Annotated in this window: 23 protein-coding genes and 1 pseudogene; 18 read left to right on the top strand and 6 right to left on the bottom strand. The window is 69.1% G+C overall.

All coding sequences use genetic code 11. The annotated features are described in order from the left end of the window. Window positions 1-39 precede the first annotated feature (39 nt). A complete protein-coding gene (locus KUG38_RS16135; protein ID WP_286196140.1) occupies window positions 40-699 on the top strand; it encodes a thermonuclease family protein in 660 nt (219 codons plus the stop codon). Between the two features lie 80 nt (window positions 700-779). Beyond that, window positions 780-1,151 (top strand): AbrB family transcriptional regulator, encoded by a 372-nt coding sequence (locus tag KUG38_RS16130; protein ID WP_216923379.1) that lies wholly within the window; start codon window positions 780-782, stop codon window positions 1,149-1,151. 125 nt (window positions 1,152-1,276) lie between these two features. On the opposite strand, the gene vapC is transcribed toward KUG38_RS16130, so the two are convergent. The 6 genes from vapC to KUG38_RS16100 form a co-directional block, all read right to left on the bottom strand. Further along, window positions 1,277-1,672 carry a type II toxin-antitoxin system VapC family toxin gene (gene vapC / locus KUG38_RS16125; protein ID WP_216923377.1) on the bottom strand — a complete coding sequence of 132 codons (396 nt, stop codon included), beginning with the start codon at window positions 1,670-1,672 and terminating at the stop codon, window positions 1,277-1,279. Beyond that, a complete protein-coding gene (locus tag KUG38_RS16120; RefSeq protein WP_216923375.1) occupies window positions 1,669-1,878 on the bottom strand; it encodes a type II toxin-antitoxin system VapB family antitoxin in 210 nt (69 codons plus the stop codon). The genes vapC and KUG38_RS16120 overlap by 4 nt, the downstream gene beginning before the upstream one ends. Before the next feature lie 107 nt (window positions 1,879-1,985). Next, window positions 1,986-2,216, bottom strand: coding sequence for a helix-turn-helix domain-containing protein (locus tag KUG38_RS16115; RefSeq protein ID WP_216923373.1), 231 nt, complete (start codon window positions 2,214-2,216; stop codon window positions 1,986-1,988). A gap of 4 nt (window positions 2,217-2,220) precedes the next feature. Further along, complete coding sequence (locus tag KUG38_RS16110; RefSeq protein ID WP_216923371.1) at window positions 2,221-2,415, bottom strand: hypothetical protein; 195 nt, start codon at window positions 2,413-2,415, stop codon at window positions 2,221-2,223. Beyond that, on the bottom strand, window positions 2,412-2,855 hold the full coding sequence (locus KUG38_RS16105; RefSeq protein ID WP_216923369.1) for a hypothetical protein: 444 nt from the start codon (window positions 2,853-2,855) through the stop codon (window positions 2,412-2,414). The genes KUG38_RS16110 and KUG38_RS16105 overlap by 4 nt, the downstream gene beginning before the upstream one ends. 119 nt (window positions 2,856-2,974) lie before the next feature. Next, window positions 2,975-3,643, bottom strand: a complete 669-nt coding sequence (locus tag KUG38_RS16100; RefSeq protein ID WP_216923367.1) for a PD-(D/E)XK nuclease family protein — start codon at window positions 3,641-3,643, stop codon at window positions 2,975-2,977. Between the two features lie 168 nt (window positions 3,644-3,811). Between KUG38_RS16100 and KUG38_RS16095 the strand changes: the two genes are divergently transcribed. The 16 genes and pseudogenes from KUG38_RS16095 to KUG38_RS16025 all read left to right on the top strand — a co-directional run bounded on the left by KUG38_RS16095 (window position 3,812) and on the right by KUG38_RS16025 (window position 13,909). After that, a complete protein-coding gene (locus tag KUG38_RS16095; protein WP_216923365.1) occupies window positions 3,812-4,024 on the top strand; it encodes a hypothetical protein in 213 nt (70 codons plus the stop codon). Further along, window positions 4,024-4,245: pseudogene (locus KUG38_RS17200) on the top strand (hypothetical protein); the annotation flags it as partial. The gene KUG38_RS16095 and the pseudogene KUG38_RS17200, both read left to right, overlap by 1 nt. A gap of 360 nt (window positions 4,246-4,605) precedes the next feature. Next, a complete protein-coding gene (locus KUG38_RS16090; protein WP_216923363.1) occupies window positions 4,606-4,995 on the top strand; it encodes a hypothetical protein in 390 nt (129 codons plus the stop codon). A 96-nt stretch (window positions 4,996-5,091) separates the two neighbouring features. Then, the gene (locus KUG38_RS16085) at window positions 5,092-5,700 is read left to right on the top strand and encodes a hypothetical protein (protein ID WP_216923361.1); all 609 of its coding nucleotides are present in this window, start codon (window positions 5,092-5,094) and stop codon (window positions 5,698-5,700) included. Between the two features lie 292 nt (window positions 5,701-5,992). After that, window positions 5,993-6,391, top strand: a complete 399-nt coding sequence (locus KUG38_RS16080; RefSeq protein ID WP_216923359.1) for a hypothetical protein — start codon at window positions 5,993-5,995, stop codon at window positions 6,389-6,391. A 34-nt stretch (window positions 6,392-6,425) separates the two neighbouring features. Next, entirely contained in the window at window positions 6,426-7,130 is a 705-nt protein-coding gene (locus KUG38_RS16075) for a DUF8644 domain-containing protein (RefSeq protein ID WP_216923358.1), read from the top strand. A gap of 61 nt (window positions 7,131-7,191) precedes the next feature. Further along, complete coding sequence (locus KUG38_RS16070) at window positions 7,192-8,301, top strand: ERF family protein (protein ID WP_216923357.1); 1,110 nt, start codon at window positions 7,192-7,194, stop codon at window positions 8,299-8,301. A gap of 23 nt (window positions 8,302-8,324) precedes the next feature. After that, window positions 8,325-8,714: a YfdP family phage-associated protein gene (locus KUG38_RS16065; protein WP_216923356.1), complete on the top strand. Its 390-nt coding sequence runs from the start codon at window positions 8,325-8,327 to the stop codon at window positions 8,712-8,714. Window positions 8,715-8,716: 2 nt separating this feature from the next. Beyond that, the gene (locus KUG38_RS16060; RefSeq protein WP_216923355.1) at window positions 8,717-9,055 is read left to right on the top strand and encodes a hypothetical protein; all 339 of its coding nucleotides are present in this window, start codon (window positions 8,717-8,719) and stop codon (window positions 9,053-9,055) included. An 8-nt stretch (window positions 9,056-9,063) separates the two neighbouring features. Next, entirely contained in the window at window positions 9,064-9,288 is a 225-nt protein-coding gene (locus KUG38_RS16055) for a hypothetical protein (protein WP_216914398.1), read from the top strand. Between the two features lie 135 nt (window positions 9,289-9,423). Beyond that, window positions 9,424-9,597, top strand: coding sequence for a hypothetical protein (locus KUG38_RS16050; RefSeq protein WP_216923354.1), 174 nt, complete (start codon window positions 9,424-9,426; stop codon window positions 9,595-9,597). Next, entirely contained in the window at window positions 9,597-10,013 is a 417-nt protein-coding gene (locus KUG38_RS16045) for a hypothetical protein (RefSeq protein WP_216923353.1), read from the top strand. The genes KUG38_RS16050 and KUG38_RS16045 overlap by 1 nt, the downstream gene beginning before the upstream one ends. Then, the gene (locus KUG38_RS16040; RefSeq protein ID WP_216923352.1) at window positions 10,013-10,717 is read left to right on the top strand and encodes a 3'-5' exonuclease; all 705 of its coding nucleotides are present in this window, start codon (window positions 10,013-10,015) and stop codon (window positions 10,715-10,717) included. The genes KUG38_RS16045 and KUG38_RS16040 overlap by 1 nt, the downstream gene beginning before the upstream one ends. Window positions 10,718-11,205: 488 nt before the next feature. Beyond that, window positions 11,206-11,745 (top strand): hypothetical protein, encoded by a 540-nt coding sequence (locus KUG38_RS16035; protein ID WP_353617845.1) that lies wholly within the window; start codon window positions 11,206-11,208, stop codon window positions 11,743-11,745. Continuing rightward, window positions 11,745-13,358 (top strand): phage terminase large subunit family protein, encoded by a 1,614-nt coding sequence (locus KUG38_RS16030; protein ID WP_216923351.1) that lies wholly within the window; start codon window positions 11,745-11,747, stop codon window positions 13,356-13,358. Before KUG38_RS16035 ends, KUG38_RS16030 begins: the two co-directional genes overlap by 1 nt. Further along, the gene (locus KUG38_RS16025; protein ID WP_216923350.1) at window positions 13,358-13,909 is read left to right on the top strand and encodes a sigma factor; all 552 of its coding nucleotides are present in this window, start codon (window positions 13,358-13,360) and stop codon (window positions 13,907-13,909) included. The genes KUG38_RS16030 and KUG38_RS16025 overlap by 1 nt, the downstream gene beginning before the upstream one ends. The last annotated feature ends 147 nt before the right edge of the window (window positions 13,910-14,056 follow it).

Raw genomic sequence — 14,056 nt, 5'->3', positions numbered from 1 at the left:
AGGGACAGAGGAAAGTCCATCGGCCTTCAGAGTGGCGTGATGTCCCTGAGCCTGCGCCCACTTGCCGCTCTGTTGCTGGCGATGGCCTCGACAACGGCATCCCAAGCGGCGTTAGCGGGCCCGGAGATTCGCGCCATGGTGCTCTCGATCGGCGATGGCGACACGATCCGCGTGCTGCAAGGTCAGCAGCGGATCACGATCCGGCTGGCCTGCATTGACGCGCCAGAGATGGCGCAGGCTCCCGATGGCGCCAATGCCCGCAGCTACCTCCAAAGCCGGCTGCGGCTGGGCTCTGGCGTGACCCTCAGACCCCAGACGATGGATCGCTACGGCCGCACGGTGGCCGAGGTGATCGGGAAGGTGAATCTGAACCTGGCCCTGGTGGAAGACGGCATGGCCTTTGCCTACCGCCGATACCTGGGCCAATGCGACGCCAGAGAGTACTTGGATGCTGAGTTCCGGGCTTCCCGCAGCCGCTACGGGGTGTGGAGGGTACCGGGCGGTATCACCCGCCCCTGGGACTTTCGCCGCGGCAGAACATCGGGGCGATCAGCCAGCACCGCCGAATCGATTCCTGGTGGCCGGAGGTTACGTTGCCGTGAGATCGGCTCCTTCACACGCGCCCAGGAGTTGCTGCGCCAAGGGCACACCTATCTGGATGGGAATGGTGATGGTGTGGCCTGCGAAAGCCTCCGCTGAAGGGTCGGGCAACCGCACCTTGCTGCTCTGGCCGACATCGGCAGGTTCGTTATGGTCGAGCTAATCGATGCTGCACCAACATGGCCCTCACTGGATCTGAACTGCTGACCAAAGTCAAGGAGCAGGGCGATGCCTCCAAGTCCGACCTGGTGCGGGCTGCCGGCTACGTCAGCACCAAAAAAGATGGCAGCGAACGGCTGAACTTCACCGCCTTCTACGAGGCCCTGCTGGAGGCCAAGGGCGTGAGCCTTGGGGAAGGGAACGGCAACGGGAAGGGAAAAGGTGGCCGCAGCCTCAGTTATGTGGCCACGGTGCAGGGCAACGGCAACCTCTTGGTGGGCAAGGCCTACACCGCCATGCTGGATCTCAGGCCCGGCGATGAGTTCGAGATCAAGCTCGGTCGCAAGCAGATCCGCCTGGTGCCGGCCGGCGGAGCCGACGAGGAAGAGTGAGCGCGGCGGCCCTGGTGGGCCTCGCCTTGCCGCCCTGCGGACTTCAACCCTGTTCCCTCAGGGGCAAGCGCGACATCTTCGGCTGCAGCGAGGCTGAAAAGCAGGGCTTGGGAGTGGCCCAGGCCTCAGCCCAGCACCGGTTGCAACCCCAGATGCTCCACGTAAGGCTGGAAGTCGCGGTCACTGAACAGCAACGGCAGGTTGGCCTCAATGCAGGCGGTGGCGATGATCCCGTCGATCGTCTTGCGCACCGTGATCCCCTTGCTGCGCAGCTGCCGGTAGTTCTCGGCTGCCACCCAGGCGTTGCGTCCCTCCAGCATCGGCAGCAGGGTCAACGACTGGAACAGCTGCCGGGCCTTCGCCACATCACGCCCTTGGCGGAATCCCTGCAGCACCTCCACCAGGATCAGATCACCGATCGCCAGCGGCGTCTCCCCGAGCAGCCAATCGAGGTGATCCACCTCGGTCGTGCTGACTCCATTGAAGAAGTCAATCCAGACCGAAGAATCAACGACGATCACGCCGGCTCATCAGGCCCATCGAGCCGCTGGGCCTCCAGGTCACCATCCCAGGGAAGCTGCCCGCGGAACGCCCGGATCTCACCCTGCTGCTGCAGCCGCACCAGGGTGCGCAGGCCCAGTTCCACGGCCTCCCGCTTGCTGCGGGCCCCACTCAGTTGCATGGCCTGCTGCATCAGGGCGTCGTCAATGACGATGTTGGTGCGCATGGGCCAGCCATCTCAGCCGATGTGTAAACACTAGGTCACTCGTACACATGCGGGGCCGGTCGAACAGACAGGTCCGGCAAGAGTCGCCCGAGCCATCGGGCCACCCCTCAACCCAGGACCGGCTCCAGCTCGTCGGCGCTGCGGGCGGTGAGGGCCGCGATGCGCCGCTGTACCCGCTCACCGTGATACAGCACCGGACTCTTGCCGCTCGGCCACTTGCGCATCCAGTCCTCACCGGGCACCAGCAGCCCCTGGGTGCGCCAGCGGTAGAGGGTGGAGATCGAGACACTCAGTGCTGCGGCGGCCTGGGGCGCCGTCAGCCAGGGGGAGGGGTTCATGGCCTCAGGAGCGGAGGTGTTTGGGATGGCGGGCGACCAGCTCTGCGGAGACGGCCTCGATCAGGGCCTCGGGGCCGGAGGCCGTGACCAGATCGACCAGGGCCTCCAGGGCGGTGCTGGGCAATTCGCGCAGGTGGATCGCCACCGCCTGGGCGGCGCCGCGGCGGCTGACACCGCCGGTGCAGGGATCGGGGCTCATTGTCCGAGTGCCTCGGCGGGCTTGATCGTCCAGAAGGGATCGCCGCGCTTCTGGGTGGCTTCGCCGAGTTGCTCGGCCAGCTGCTTGCGCTTCTTGAGCTGGCCCTCGAGCTCCTTGATCGACGTGGGGTACGACCACGACACCCGGCCTTCCTGGCGGTAGAGGCAGAAGCCCCCCACCGTGGGCAGGTTCTTCTCCGGCAGGGCCCCCAGCTCCACCAGGGCATCAAGCCTGGCGGTGGCCTCAGCCAGGCGCTGCTTCATCGCCTCCAGGGAGGCCTTGGCCTCGACGGCAGCCCAGAGCGCTTCAGCGGCCTGCTGCGTGAGCGAAAAGGACGACGGCCATTCCAAAGCCGAGGAGGAAGCCAGAGGATCCAGCCCAACAGAGGGCGAGCTGGTGCTGGTGTCGCCGCGCGGCGCGGCGACGTTCGAGGAGGACATGGCTGCGGGGTGGATGGGGACGAATGAGGAACCCAGGCAGGTGCGGGCCGTTCAAAGTGCGTCAGCTGCAGTTACCTAGGCTAGACACCTTATGTCCTAGCGCTCGCTAAGGCAAGTCCTTAGAAGGGTCGCCAGTCCCGCACGTAGGTGTTGAACACCCGCACCCAGCGGCGGCGGCATTCCTCGGCGGTGTGGGTCCTGATCTCGCAACGGCCCGGTGCGACCCAGATCGTCAGCGCCCGGCCCATCGGCAGCCCGTAGTGCTGCTCGGCCATCGTCAAACCGGCCCCCAGCTGGGCACGGGTGTCGTACTTCCTGCCCCGCTCCGACAGGCTCTTGAGGTCGGCGATGCCGTAGCTGCCGTCCGGGAACCGCAGCAGCAGATCGAGGGTTCCGGCCACATTGCGCTCCAGGTCGTAGAGCATCAGCTCACTGGCCACCACCTGCACATGCCCCCAGAGGGGCTCGGCCAGCAACGGGGCGATCCAGTCGCCATAGGCGCCGTACCTCTCCCCCCAGGGATCGACCGGGAGGCCGGCATCAAGCCCCGCCGGCCAGAGGTGGCGGGGAGCCTGCCAGCGGTGAAGGGCGAAGTGCTGCAGAGCGGCGTGGCAGGTGTTGCCGCGCGGCTCCCACACCTCCCGCCAGGCCTCGATCCAGGCCAGGGCGTCCTCGTTCTTGCAGACCCGGCCAATCACGCCGGTAATGGAGATCGGGAACCAGTGCGCTGAGTCGGTGAGCCGGTAGGTCCAGGTGCTGTCGTCGCGAGTGATCGCCAGGGGCTCCAACCAGCCCGCTGCGGCGCCGTTGGTGGTCGCCGGGGTGGCCGCGAACGTCGCAACCTCGAGAGCGGTAGTAGCGGACGCTATGTGACCAGCGCATGCCATGTATGAACCCTACTCCACGCCACTAGCGTCACGCCATTCGACCGTCCAGCCATGGTTATGTCCCTTCCCTTGACCCCGCAATCCCGCACCTCCGTCGTCCTGCTGCTCAGCCCCGAACAGGCCGCCTGGCTGCGCTCCCACGCCGGCCGCCGCGGTGTCTCCTCCTTCATGCGCCGGCTGCTGGCCCAGCTCATGGAAGACGAGCGACGGGAGATCGAGCGGGCCCGGCGGCGCTTCCAGCGCTCCCAGCACAAGGCCGAGGCTCCGAGCGGGGCCCGCTGATGGCCGCCTCCCCCGCAGCTGGCGGATGGGCGCAGGCCCCGTACCAGCTCCTCGATGCCGCCAGTGCCCCCGGCGGTAAGGGGCGCCTGCTGATCTACCTCCTGGTCCATCGCCACGGCCACGGCAGCCCGCATGGTTGCTGGGCCTCGGCCGCGACCCTGGCGCGGGAGGCCGCCATGAAACGGGACGATGTTTTCTCGGCGTTGCGCTGGCTGGTCGCCCACGGCTGGCTGATCCGTGAGCAACGACCCGGCCAGCCCTCGCTGTACCGCTGCCGTCGCTCACCCGTCCCCCCTTTGGGGGACACCCCCGAAATGGGGGACGGCACCCACCCCCCTGATGGGGGACACCCCAAACAGGGGGCACCCCCCAAAAAGGGGACACCACCCATCCCCCAAACGGTGACCCCACCCACCCCCCATTTGGGGGACACAAACAAGAACCCAGGAACAAGAACCCCAGAACAAGAACCCGGACCTGCTTCCAGATCTCTTTCCACCTGTTGTCTTTCTGCGCCGGAGGCCCTGGGGCCACACACAGCAGGCGAAGCATCGGCGGAGCCACCAAGGGAGGCGCCCGGGGTGGCACAGCCGCCCGCCGCCATCGAGGAGCCATGGCCGGAGCCCTGCTGGGGACCGCCGCCGCCACCACCACTACCGCCGCCGGCGGTGGCCCCCCATCTGCCGGTGCCGGTCGAGGCGCTGCCGCTGCAACTGCAGTGCATCGCCAATCGGATCGAGGCCTACTGGTTGGGCAAGGGCGGCAACCGCAGCCAGCAGGCATTCGCCGTGATGCTCGAGGAGCTGAGCGCCGTGGCGCAGCGGGCCGGGCACCAGGGCGCGGCGCAGTTCCTGCGCCAGGCGACCCAGGCGGGCTGGCCGACGCTCAACGCCGACACCTGGCTGGCCCAACACCGCCAGGAGCTGGCCCTGCAGCGGCACCCGGCCTATCAGGTCTTCCGCGCCGCCTGAGAGCCACGGCGCCACCAGACAGGCCCTCACCCAGCTCTTATGGCTATGAATCGCTAAGTGCCGGTAATATTGCCCTAGACCACGGCAAGAGCCAGCATGTTCAGCGCACCGGTGGGCCACAAGCGCCACGCGCTCAACCGCGACCTCGGCTTCCGCCGACCGCGCCGCGCCTGCTTTGCCTGCTACGACTCCGGCGTGATCGCCAACGGTGACGGCCTCGTCAACAGGATCCTGGGCGACTACGACCGCACCAGCAATGGCCAGCGGATCCCCGGCTGTGATCTGCCGCTGATCTGCCACTGCGCCGCCGCGCACAACCCCGTCTCGCGGGGGCTGCGGGGACCCGATGGGCCGATCGCCCAGGGCCTGGCCTCGGAACTGACCCGCGACCAGGTGGCCAGCCTCCACGAGCAGCGCCTGGCCTCCTGGCAGGAGACGGAGCGGCTGATGCGCGATGCCCTGATGGCCCGTGCCGCCGGGGATCCACAGGCGACGCCCTGGTTCATCGCCGAGGTGCGCCACAGCGTGCATGCCCAGGCCGACCGTCAGGCCGCTACGGGGCAGACGGATCCAACGGAAGACGGCCCGCGGCGCCTGCAGCCCCTCGCCGGCGTGCTGGCCGAAACCCTCTCCAGCCCCGAGGGTCCGCTGCAGCAGATCGAACCCCAGGTGGATCCGCCGGCATCACCACAGCCGGCGGCCTGAGCCGGGAACCCAGGACTCTTTCCCCAACTGGCTGCAACCTGAGCCGCCGCACTGCGCGGGCCCGGCCAGTGCGGACGGTGCGGCCCCTGCTGCCAGTGGCGCCAGGGCACTGGATCCACGCGGCCAGAAAGGAGGGGAGGCCAGGCCAGGGGGGAGCGGGCCATCAGCCCCGATCCAGACCATCGACTGGGTCAGTATCGAGCCACAACCACTGAGCACCAGGAGAAGCGGAAACTTAGCCCTGTAGCATCCTCCTTAGCGCCAGCTAGGCTTCCTCCATCGCTTCGGAACGATGCCCAATGCCGCCAAGGGGCGCGGCGACCGCGCCGAACGGGAAGCTGCCGAACTTCTCTCCCTGCTGCTGGGAACCACCATCCGCCGCAAGCTCGGAGCCGGTCGCCTCGATGACCAGGGCGACCTCGACGGCCTGAATGATTTCGTCCTCCAGGTCGCCGACTGGAAGGACGTGGCTCGCGCGGCCCGCGAAAAGCCCGCAAGCGCCGAACAGCAGCGCCACCACGCCAAGGCCGCCCACGCCGCCACCTTCGTGCGCTTCCGCGGCGGCACCTGGCGCGTGGTGCTCACCCCCGAGCAGTGGGCCCGGCTGGTGCTGGAGCTGCGTGGGCCGGCCGATCCGGACGCCCTGCTGCCGCTTCCCGGCGATGCCGCCCTGCCGCCACTGGCGGCCTGATCGTTCTCCCTCCCTGCTCTCCCCCGCCCGCGTCATGGCCAGCCCCGACCCCGACAGCCTTCTGTCCCAGGAAACCCGGGAGCGCTTCGGGAAGACGATCTCCGCCTGGATAGAGCGGGCCGGCTGGGGCCACGACACCCCCCTGCGCTGGGGCAAGGCGGCCGGCTTCAGCTCCTTGGCCGACTCGACCTTCAACCGGCTGCAGCGCGGCAAGATCGCCCAGCCGTACCCGATGACATTCCTTCAGTTCGGCCTGATGAACGACCGTCTGGCCCGCAAGGACTACGGGCTGGAGCCTGACGATCCCCTGCTGCCGCGGGTCGCCCGCCAGCGCCCGATCGAACATGACGACGGCCGGCTCTGGACCGCCACGGATTTCTTCTCCCACTTCATCGGCGAGCTGGAGGCACCGGCCTGGGCCAGGGAGCAGCCCCTGCCCAGCCTTGAGCAGGCGGTGGCGGCCAGCGCCGAGGCGGTGACGCTGTTCAAGGCCGCCGCCGAGACGGCCGGCCTGACGCTGCCCCAGGCCTGGGAGTCCCTGGCGGCGGTGGCGGCTACGGCGCCGGGGGATGTGATGCCGCCTCTGGGGACCGAGGAACTCGATGTGCTGCGCATGGTGCTCAGCGGTTGGCACACCTGGACGCCGGAGCAGCTGGGCCAGCTACTGGACATGGACGGCGGCCTCCGCCCACTGATCCTGCTGCGCTATTGGAAAGACACCAAAGACGTTGCCCATTAGGGCTCCCTACTACTAGACTGGCTAAAGCTTCAGGACTATTGGCTTGGCCTCTTCTTCCCCTGTGGTTACCGAACCACAGCCCTCTTATCCGGATTCGCTGGAGCTCTCGCTCCTCGCCTTCCATCGCAACGTCGGCCCCATCCGCAAGCAGTCGGAAGCCAAGTACGGCGCCTTCGCGGATCTGCGCACCGTCCTTGAGGCCATCACCCCGCACCTGCTCGATCAGGGCCTGGTGCTGACGCAGAACATGGCGGAAGGCCCCGACGGTTCCTGCCTGCTGCGCACGGTGCTCACCCACGCGCCCAGCGGCGACGCGATCTCTTCGTCCTGCCCCATCCCCACCCTCCAGGGGCTGCTGGATCGGGTGCATCAGCTGCGGCAGGAGGCGTTGCAGCGCTTCCCCATCGACATGCCCCTGGCGGCCCTCGGCGCCCTGCCGCCGGTGCTGCCGCCGCGCCCGGCCGATGGCGACACCGCCCTGCCGCCCCTGCCACCGCGCCAGCCGGGCCTGCGGCTGGACGACCAGCTCAAGGGCCTCCACACGCTGCTGGGGCAGCTGGGCACCACCACCAACCCCCTGCATTCCCTCGGCGGCACGGTCACCTACCTGCGCCGCTACCAGATCCTCTCGTTGCTCTGCCTGGCGGCGGAGGACAGCGATGGTGTGGCGGAGCGCCAGCCGCCGCAGAGCACCTGCCAACCCTCTCCGCAGGCGTCGCCCCTCACGGCTCCACCAGCACCTCCAGCCGCACCCACCCGCCGCCGCCGTGCCGTTCCACCGGCCCCGGCCCAGAGCCAACCATCAGGCCCGCGGCCTGCACCAACTCCCGCGCCGCCGGCTGCCGCCCCACCGCAGCCCGAGCAGGCACCCGGCCCAAGTGAGCCGGAGGCGGCTCCTCAGGAGCCTTCTGCTGCCACTGAGCCTGGGCCGGCCCAGGTGGAGGCCTCCCAGACCCAGACGCTGGTCAATGCCCTCACCCCCTCCGAGGTGCAGCAGCTGATCGGCGAGATCCGCTCGCTACCCGTAGAGACCATCCCGCACCTGGTCAGCGCCTTCCGCCAGCAGTTCCGCCTGCCGGACCGGGCCCTGGTCTCCGACTACATCAGCACTGCTGAACATGCCGCCTTCATCCGGCAGCAGGTGATCCAGCTCGCTCCGGCCATCGCCTGATCCTTCCCCGCGATCGTTTCGCCATGAGCCCCACCTCTCCAGAGCTGGACAGCCGAGCGCCAGCACCTGCCGCACGCGACATCGACAGTGATCTGTTGCGGCAGGTGCTGGGCCATCCCACCGGTGCCGCCGGCTGGTTGCTGCAGCACCGCCAGGGCCAGCTGCACCAGCAGTTCAGCGAGGCCCTCGCCCGGGTCTTGCTGGCCTGCCACGACACCGCCAAGCCCGGCGAGCTGACGCTCAAGATCCGCATCAGGCCCAACCCGGACGCTCCCCTCCAGGTGCTGATCAGTGATCAGGTGATCGCCAGACCACCGCAGCAGGCCACCACCAGGGCCTACCTGTTTCACCCCGATGACCTGCGGCTGAGCGGTGAGGAGCCCGGCCAACTCTCGATTCCCCTCGCTGGCTGACCATGGCACTTCCCAAGCTCACGGTGAAGCTGTTTCCCCCCAAGCCAGGCAAGTCCTATGCCGCTTCCGGGAATCTCACCATCGCGATCTCTGATGTTCATGCCTTCGCGGAATGGCTGCTGGGCCAGCAGGGTGAATACGACGACTACCTGCAGCAGAACGTGGTGCGAATCCTGGCCTTTGAGTATCACAACACCTCGCGAGGTGGCTCCACCTATCGAACGGTGCAGCTGCGCGATCCTGCCGACCTGGCCGCACCCTCTCCCTCGCCTGGATCCCTGGATGGGCCGCACCTGGGAATACTTCCTAGTAACTCCTACGCCGACGAAGTTCCATTCTGAGATGCACCATGGCAACCCATTCCCATCCCCCGGATCAGCAGCTCGTCCGCCGCGTCCTCGATGCTTTCGAGCGCGAATTCTGGGCCGGTCACCATGACCGCGGCCGGCTGCTGGCGGCACCCCTGCGTGTGATCCACCAGGCGATCGACCCCGCCGAGGCCGCCGCCGGTCACATCGAGGAGCTGCTGGCCGCCCTGGAGGGGAATGAGCCGCGACCAGCCCCGCAGGGCTAGCCAGGCCGCCCTTCCCTTCGCCGTGCCAGCCATGCCGATGCCACCCGACAACCAGACCCTCCACGCCGCAACCCGGCGGGCCGCAATCCGGCCAGCGGCAGCACCGGCGATGCCGCTGGCGCGCGGTGCCGGCCCATGAGCACGCCCGCGGCCCCATCGCCCGCCCCCTCCGCCTGGGAGTGCCGCGAGTGCCTCTGGCTGCTCAACCCCAGCCAGCAGGAGCATCTGCGGCTTCAGGACGCCCGCTGCCCTGGCTGCGGCCGGGCGCTCGGCGCCTTCCGACCCATCCACCCCACCCCCTTTCGCTGATGATCCGCCTGCTGATCCGCTCCCATCCGCCCCAGGAACTGCTGCCCCGCCATTACGGGTTGGTGGTCACCGACTGCTACCGACACCGGCTGCTGGTGGCACCGATCCCGCTCAACCTCGCCTTCCGCTGGCTGCTGGAGCTCTGGCTGCGGTTGCGCAATCCGGTGCCACCGGACCAGCTGGACCGGCTGGCGAGCCGCTTTCTCTACGCCCAGGCCTACCGCGAGGGCTTCCGCTCCGGCAACGCCGCCCGCTACCCGCCCGGCACCGCCTTGGTCTTCACCCGAGCGACCAAGGACACCGTCGTGGCGGCCTGGGGCGTTCACGTCGATGCCGAGGAGCTGGCCCAGCGGGTGCTCACCGCCGCCATCCGCAGCCGGCCGGATCGCCGCAACGCCCACGCTTCCGGCCTGTGATGGCGCTCCCCTTCTCGACGCTGCTGCTGCTGGACTGCGAAACCACCGGCCTGGAGGTGGGGACCGATGCGCTCTGCGAGATCGGCGCCGTTCTCTTCTCGGTGCCCCACCGGGCGGTGCTGCAGCAGCTCTCCTTCCTTCTCCCTGTCGCCGCCAACGGCGCCGAGGCGATCAACGGCATCGACGCCGCCCTGACCCAGGCGCCCCAGCCCCGCCCAGAGGCCGCCGCCCTGTTCCGGGCCATGCTCAACGCCGCCGATGCGGTCGTCTGCCACAACGCCGCCTTCGATCAGGCCTGGATCGAGCGCTGGCTGGCCGCCGCCGGCCTCGCCACAACCGAGGACCAGGGCAAGCCCTGGATCTGCACCTGCGAGGGCATCAGCTGGGCTGGCCTGCGGCCCAGCCCGTCGCTGGCCGCCCTGGCCCTGGCCCACGGCATTCCGGTCTGGGCGGCGCACCGGGCGCTGACCGACTGCATCTACCTGGCCCAGATCCTGGAGCGCGATCCGCAGCTCGAGGAGCACCTGGCAGAAGGACTCCAGCCGCGCCTGCTGGTGGCGGCCGATCTGCCCTTCTCCCGCAAGGACGAGGCCAAGGAGGCCGGGTTCCGCTGGCTGCCGGAGGCCAAGCAGTGGCAGCGCCGCTGCACCGCGGCCCAGATCGAGGCCCTGCCGTTTCCGGTCATCCAGCTGGAGCCCAGCTGATTCCCCGCGGCAAGGAAAGCCCCTCGCCGGACTATCCCCAGGGCCCGCAGGCCATCGGATAGCTCCACCGAACAGGGCCAGCCGCCAAGCTCCCGCCCGCTCGATGGCCCCATCAACGCCAGGATCCATGGCAATGACGGATTTGTAGGGAGCGCTAAGCCAGCAGCGGCACCGCCAGGGGCCGGGCCGGGCCACAGCCGCCCTGCGGGCGCCGGGCCACCGCAGCCGCGGGCGAGACGCCCTGCCGCGGTGACCCAACCGCCTCAGCCCGGCGGCGGCGAAGCGCTCTTTCATTGCCAGCGCCAGGGTCGGTGACCGCGCAGCGGCCTCACCGACTCGCACCGCCCTGGCGCGGCGTGACACGCTGCCGCACCGCTGCCTGGCGGCTGCATTGCTGTTCACTACTGGCTAGAACCAGTAGCCTGTGGATTGCTAGTCAGTACTTGATTACGGCTACCGAACCTGCTACTGCTGAACCCCGCCAGCAGGTGCGCTCCGCCCTGCAGCTGGCCCTTGGCGAGATCGAGGCCTCCTACCGCGATGCCGCCATCGAAGCCCTGCGCAATTCGGCGCCCGAGGAAGACGACGACGGCAACCCCGCCTGGCCAGTCCCGCAGAAGCGCAGGCGCAAGCGCGGTGTGCCCGATGGTGTCGGCCAGCGGTTCCCCCACCAGACCCAATCTCCACGGCCCACACGGGCGGAGATCGAGCAACGCCTGGCGCAGCTCCAGCTCTGGCTGGCCCAGCGGCAGCCGACCCTGTTCATCCGCGACCAGGCGGCCCTGCTCTGGGGCATGTCCTCCTACTGCACCCTCAAGAAGTACCTCCGCGTGGCGCGCTCGCGGATGGTCGAGGAGCTGGTGGACGACCGCCTCATGCACCAGGCCGAGCAGATCTACGCCCTGATGGACGTGGCCCGGCGTGCTGCCGATGCCGAGCAGTTCAGCGCGGCTGTGGGTGCTCACCGCGTGATCTGCGAGATCGCCGGGATGCTGCGCGCGCCGATCAAGCCGCCCTCAGCCGCCTGATGCCAGCCCCTCTCGCCACGGTTTCCGTCCCCACGGCCCCGACCGTTCTGCGCCCGGGGGTGATCGCCGCTGGCGGCCTGCTCGTCTCCCCTGCCCACGGCGATCCCTGGCGGGATTGCGGCCTGCTGGGCCTCCGCGATCCGGCCCTGGCCCAGCAGAGCCTGGCGCCCCTCAGCCTGCAGAGCTTCATCGCCGAGGCCTTCCCCGCCTACGGCTTCCATCGCTGGGCGCTGGTGCTGATCGCCCTGCTGCAGCAGATCGCCGATGGCGAGCTCTCGCGCCTGATCGTCACCTGCCCGCCGCGCCTGGGCAAATCGCTGCTGATCAGCAAGCTGTTTCTGGCCTACTTCGTCTACCGCCACCCGCACCTGTTCGCCGCCATCGCCTCCTACTCGGGCGAGCTGGCCTACGCCCATTCCCGCGAGGCGCGGCACTTCTATCGCGCCACCGGCAACCCGCTCTCGAAGGATTCAGCCGCCGTCGGCAACTGGCTGACACCCCAGCGCGGCGGCTGCATCGCCGCCGGTGTGGACGGCCCCTTCAACGGCAAGGGCTACTCGCTCGGGATCATCGATGACCCCTACAAGGGCCCCCACGACGCCGGCTCCCCGCGGGTGCGTGCGCGCATCGTCGAGTGGCTGCGCTCGGTCTGGTTCCTGCGGGCCGAACCGTCCTTCATCGACGCCGGCAGCGGCGCCCTGCAGCGCAACCTGTCGGCCCAGGTGATCGTCCTCACCCGCTGGGATCACGAGGACATGGTCGGCTGGTTGCTGGCCGAGGAGCTGGGCGACGCACCCCAGGGCTGGCATGTGCTGGACCTGCCGGCGATCGCCGAGCACCCCAGTGATCGCCCTGCCTACCCGCCCTCGGTCACCGTCGAACCCGACTGGCGCCGGCCGGGGGAGGCCCTGTGCCCGGAGCGCTTCCCGCTGCAGGAGCTGCTCAAGATCCGTCATCGCACCGGCGCTTTCTGGTGGTCGGCGCTCTACCAACAGCGGCCCAGCCCCACCAAGGGGGGCATCTTCCAGCGGGCCTGGATCCAACCGCCCTTCCAGCGGCAGCAGCGCCGCCGCTTTGCGCCGCTCGTCCTCGCCTGCGACCTGACCTTCAAGGACGAGGACGACAGCTGCTACTGCGGCTTCGTGCTCATGGGCCTGCTGGCGCCGGACCCCGGCGGGCCCCAGAAGCTGGAGATCGAGGTGCTCTGGGCCGTGCGCAAGCGCCTCGGGCTGCCCGGCACCATCCACTTCCTGCTGGCCGCCAGCGCCGCGTTGCAGAAGCAGGGCCTGCGGCCCCATGCGGTGCTGGTGGAGGACGCCGCCAACGGCCCGGCGGTGGTCCAGGTGCTGCGACGCAAGATCCGCGGCCTGCTGCCCATCCCGCCCCGCGGCAGCAAGGAGCTGCGGGCCCATGCCGTCGCGCCGTTGCTGGAATCGGGCCAGGTGGCCTTCCACCACCGCGCCGAACCCCTCAGTGAGGAACTGCCCCGTTTCCCCAAGGGCAGCAAGGACCTCACCGACGCCTTCTGCCACGGCGCCCTCTGGCTGGAGGAGCGCTACTGGAAAGGTCTGGGCGTCCAGGACGCACCGGTGCCGCTTCTGCTCTCGCGCTGATGGTCCGGCAGCTCTCCCTCTTCGATCCGCCCCCAGCGGGGGAACACCATCGGGGTGAACACCCAGCAAGTGCACACCCCTGCGGTGAGCACCCGCCAGCGCCGCAGCGGCCGCAGCCACCGCGTCGCCGCCGTGCGCTGCACCCCCGTGCGGCCGCCCACGCCCTGGCACTGCAGCACCTGGATCTGGCCGACACGATCGCCGGCAACTTCGCCCGCCGCACCGTCCACCCGTTCGAGGATCTGCGTCAGGTGGCGATCATCGGCCTGCTCAAGGCCGCCGAGCGCTACAACCCCACCGGTGGCCGCCCTTTTCGCCCCTACGGACGCACCTACGCCAACGGCGAGATCATGCACTACCTGCGTGATTCGGGCTTCGCGATCAAGGTGCCGCCCACATGGCGGGATCTGCATGCCAGTGGGCAGAAGCTGCTACGCCAGGGCACCGCACCCGTGCAGGTGCCCCATAAGCTTGGCATCAGCGCCGAGCGATGGCAGGAGATTCAGGAGGCCTGCTCGATCACTGTTGTAGCCCTGCCGCCCGAGTCCTGAGGCGCCTGGCGATCCCCGGAACAACGAGGCCCGTGCCCAAGCCATCACTCCCCCTGCTCAAATGAAGCCAGATGCGCTTCCAACTCCGCGCCAGCCATCTCGCGGGAGAAATGCCGCGTTTGCCACAAGGCACCAAGAACCTCGTAG

This window comes from Synechococcus sp. CCAP 1479/9 (genome assembly GCF_019038535.1).
Lineage (GTDB): Bacteria > Cyanobacteriota > Cyanobacteriia > PCC-6307 > Cyanobiaceae > Cyanobium.
This window is presented reverse-complemented; position numbering and strand designations above follow the sequence as displayed.

Coding starts and splice junctions, on each gene's coding strand:
- KUG38_RS16135 (WP_286196140.1), top strand. CDS start 40: ATGTCCCTGAGCCTGCGCCCACTTGCCGCTCTGTTGCTGGCGATGGCC.
- KUG38_RS16130 (WP_216923379.1), top strand. CDS start 780: ATGGCCCTCACTGGATCTGAACTGCTGACCAAAGTCAAGGAGCAGGGC.
- KUG38_RS16120 (WP_216923375.1), bottom strand. CDS start 1,878: ATGCGCACCAACATCGTCATTGACGACGCCCTGATGCAGCAGGCCATG.
- KUG38_RS16115 (WP_216923373.1), bottom strand. CDS start 2,216: ATGAACCCCTCCCCCTGGCTGACGGCGCCCCAGGCCGCCGCAGCACTG.
- KUG38_RS16110 (WP_216923371.1), bottom strand. CDS start 2,415: ATGAGCCCCGATCCCTGCACCGGCGGTGTCAGCCGCCGCGGCGCCGCC.
- KUG38_RS16105 (WP_216923369.1), bottom strand. CDS start 2,855: ATGTCCTCCTCGAACGTCGCCGCGCCGCGCGGCGACACCAGCACCAGC.
- KUG38_RS16085 (WP_216923361.1), top strand. CDS start 5,092: ATGTTCAGCGCACCGGTGGGCCACAAGCGCCACGCGCTCAACCGCGAC.
- KUG38_RS16080 (WP_216923359.1), top strand. CDS start 5,993: ATGCCCAATGCCGCCAAGGGGCGCGGCGACCGCGCCGAACGGGAAGCT.
- KUG38_RS16075 (WP_216923358.1), top strand. CDS start 6,426: ATGGCCAGCCCCGACCCCGACAGCCTTCTGTCCCAGGAAACCCGGGAG.
- KUG38_RS16065 (WP_216923356.1), top strand. CDS start 8,325: ATGAGCCCCACCTCTCCAGAGCTGGACAGCCGAGCGCCAGCACCTGCC.
- KUG38_RS16060 (WP_216923355.1), top strand. CDS start 8,717: ATGGCACTTCCCAAGCTCACGGTGAAGCTGTTTCCCCCCAAGCCAGGC.
- KUG38_RS16055 (WP_216914398.1), top strand. CDS start 9,064: ATGGCAACCCATTCCCATCCCCCGGATCAGCAGCTCGTCCGCCGCGTC.
- KUG38_RS16050 (WP_216923354.1), top strand. CDS start 9,424: ATGAGCACGCCCGCGGCCCCATCGCCCGCCCCCTCCGCCTGGGAGTGC.
- KUG38_RS16045 (WP_216923353.1), top strand. CDS start 9,597: ATGATCCGCCTGCTGATCCGCTCCCATCCGCCCCAGGAACTGCTGCCC.
- KUG38_RS16040 (WP_216923352.1), top strand. CDS start 10,013: ATGGCGCTCCCCTTCTCGACGCTGCTGCTGCTGGACTGCGAAACCACC.
- KUG38_RS16030 (WP_216923351.1), top strand. CDS start 11,745: ATGCCAGCCCCTCTCGCCACGGTTTCCGTCCCCACGGCCCCGACCGTT.
- KUG38_RS16025 (WP_216923350.1), top strand. CDS start 13,358: ATGGTCCGGCAGCTCTCCCTCTTCGATCCGCCCCCAGCGGGGGAACAC.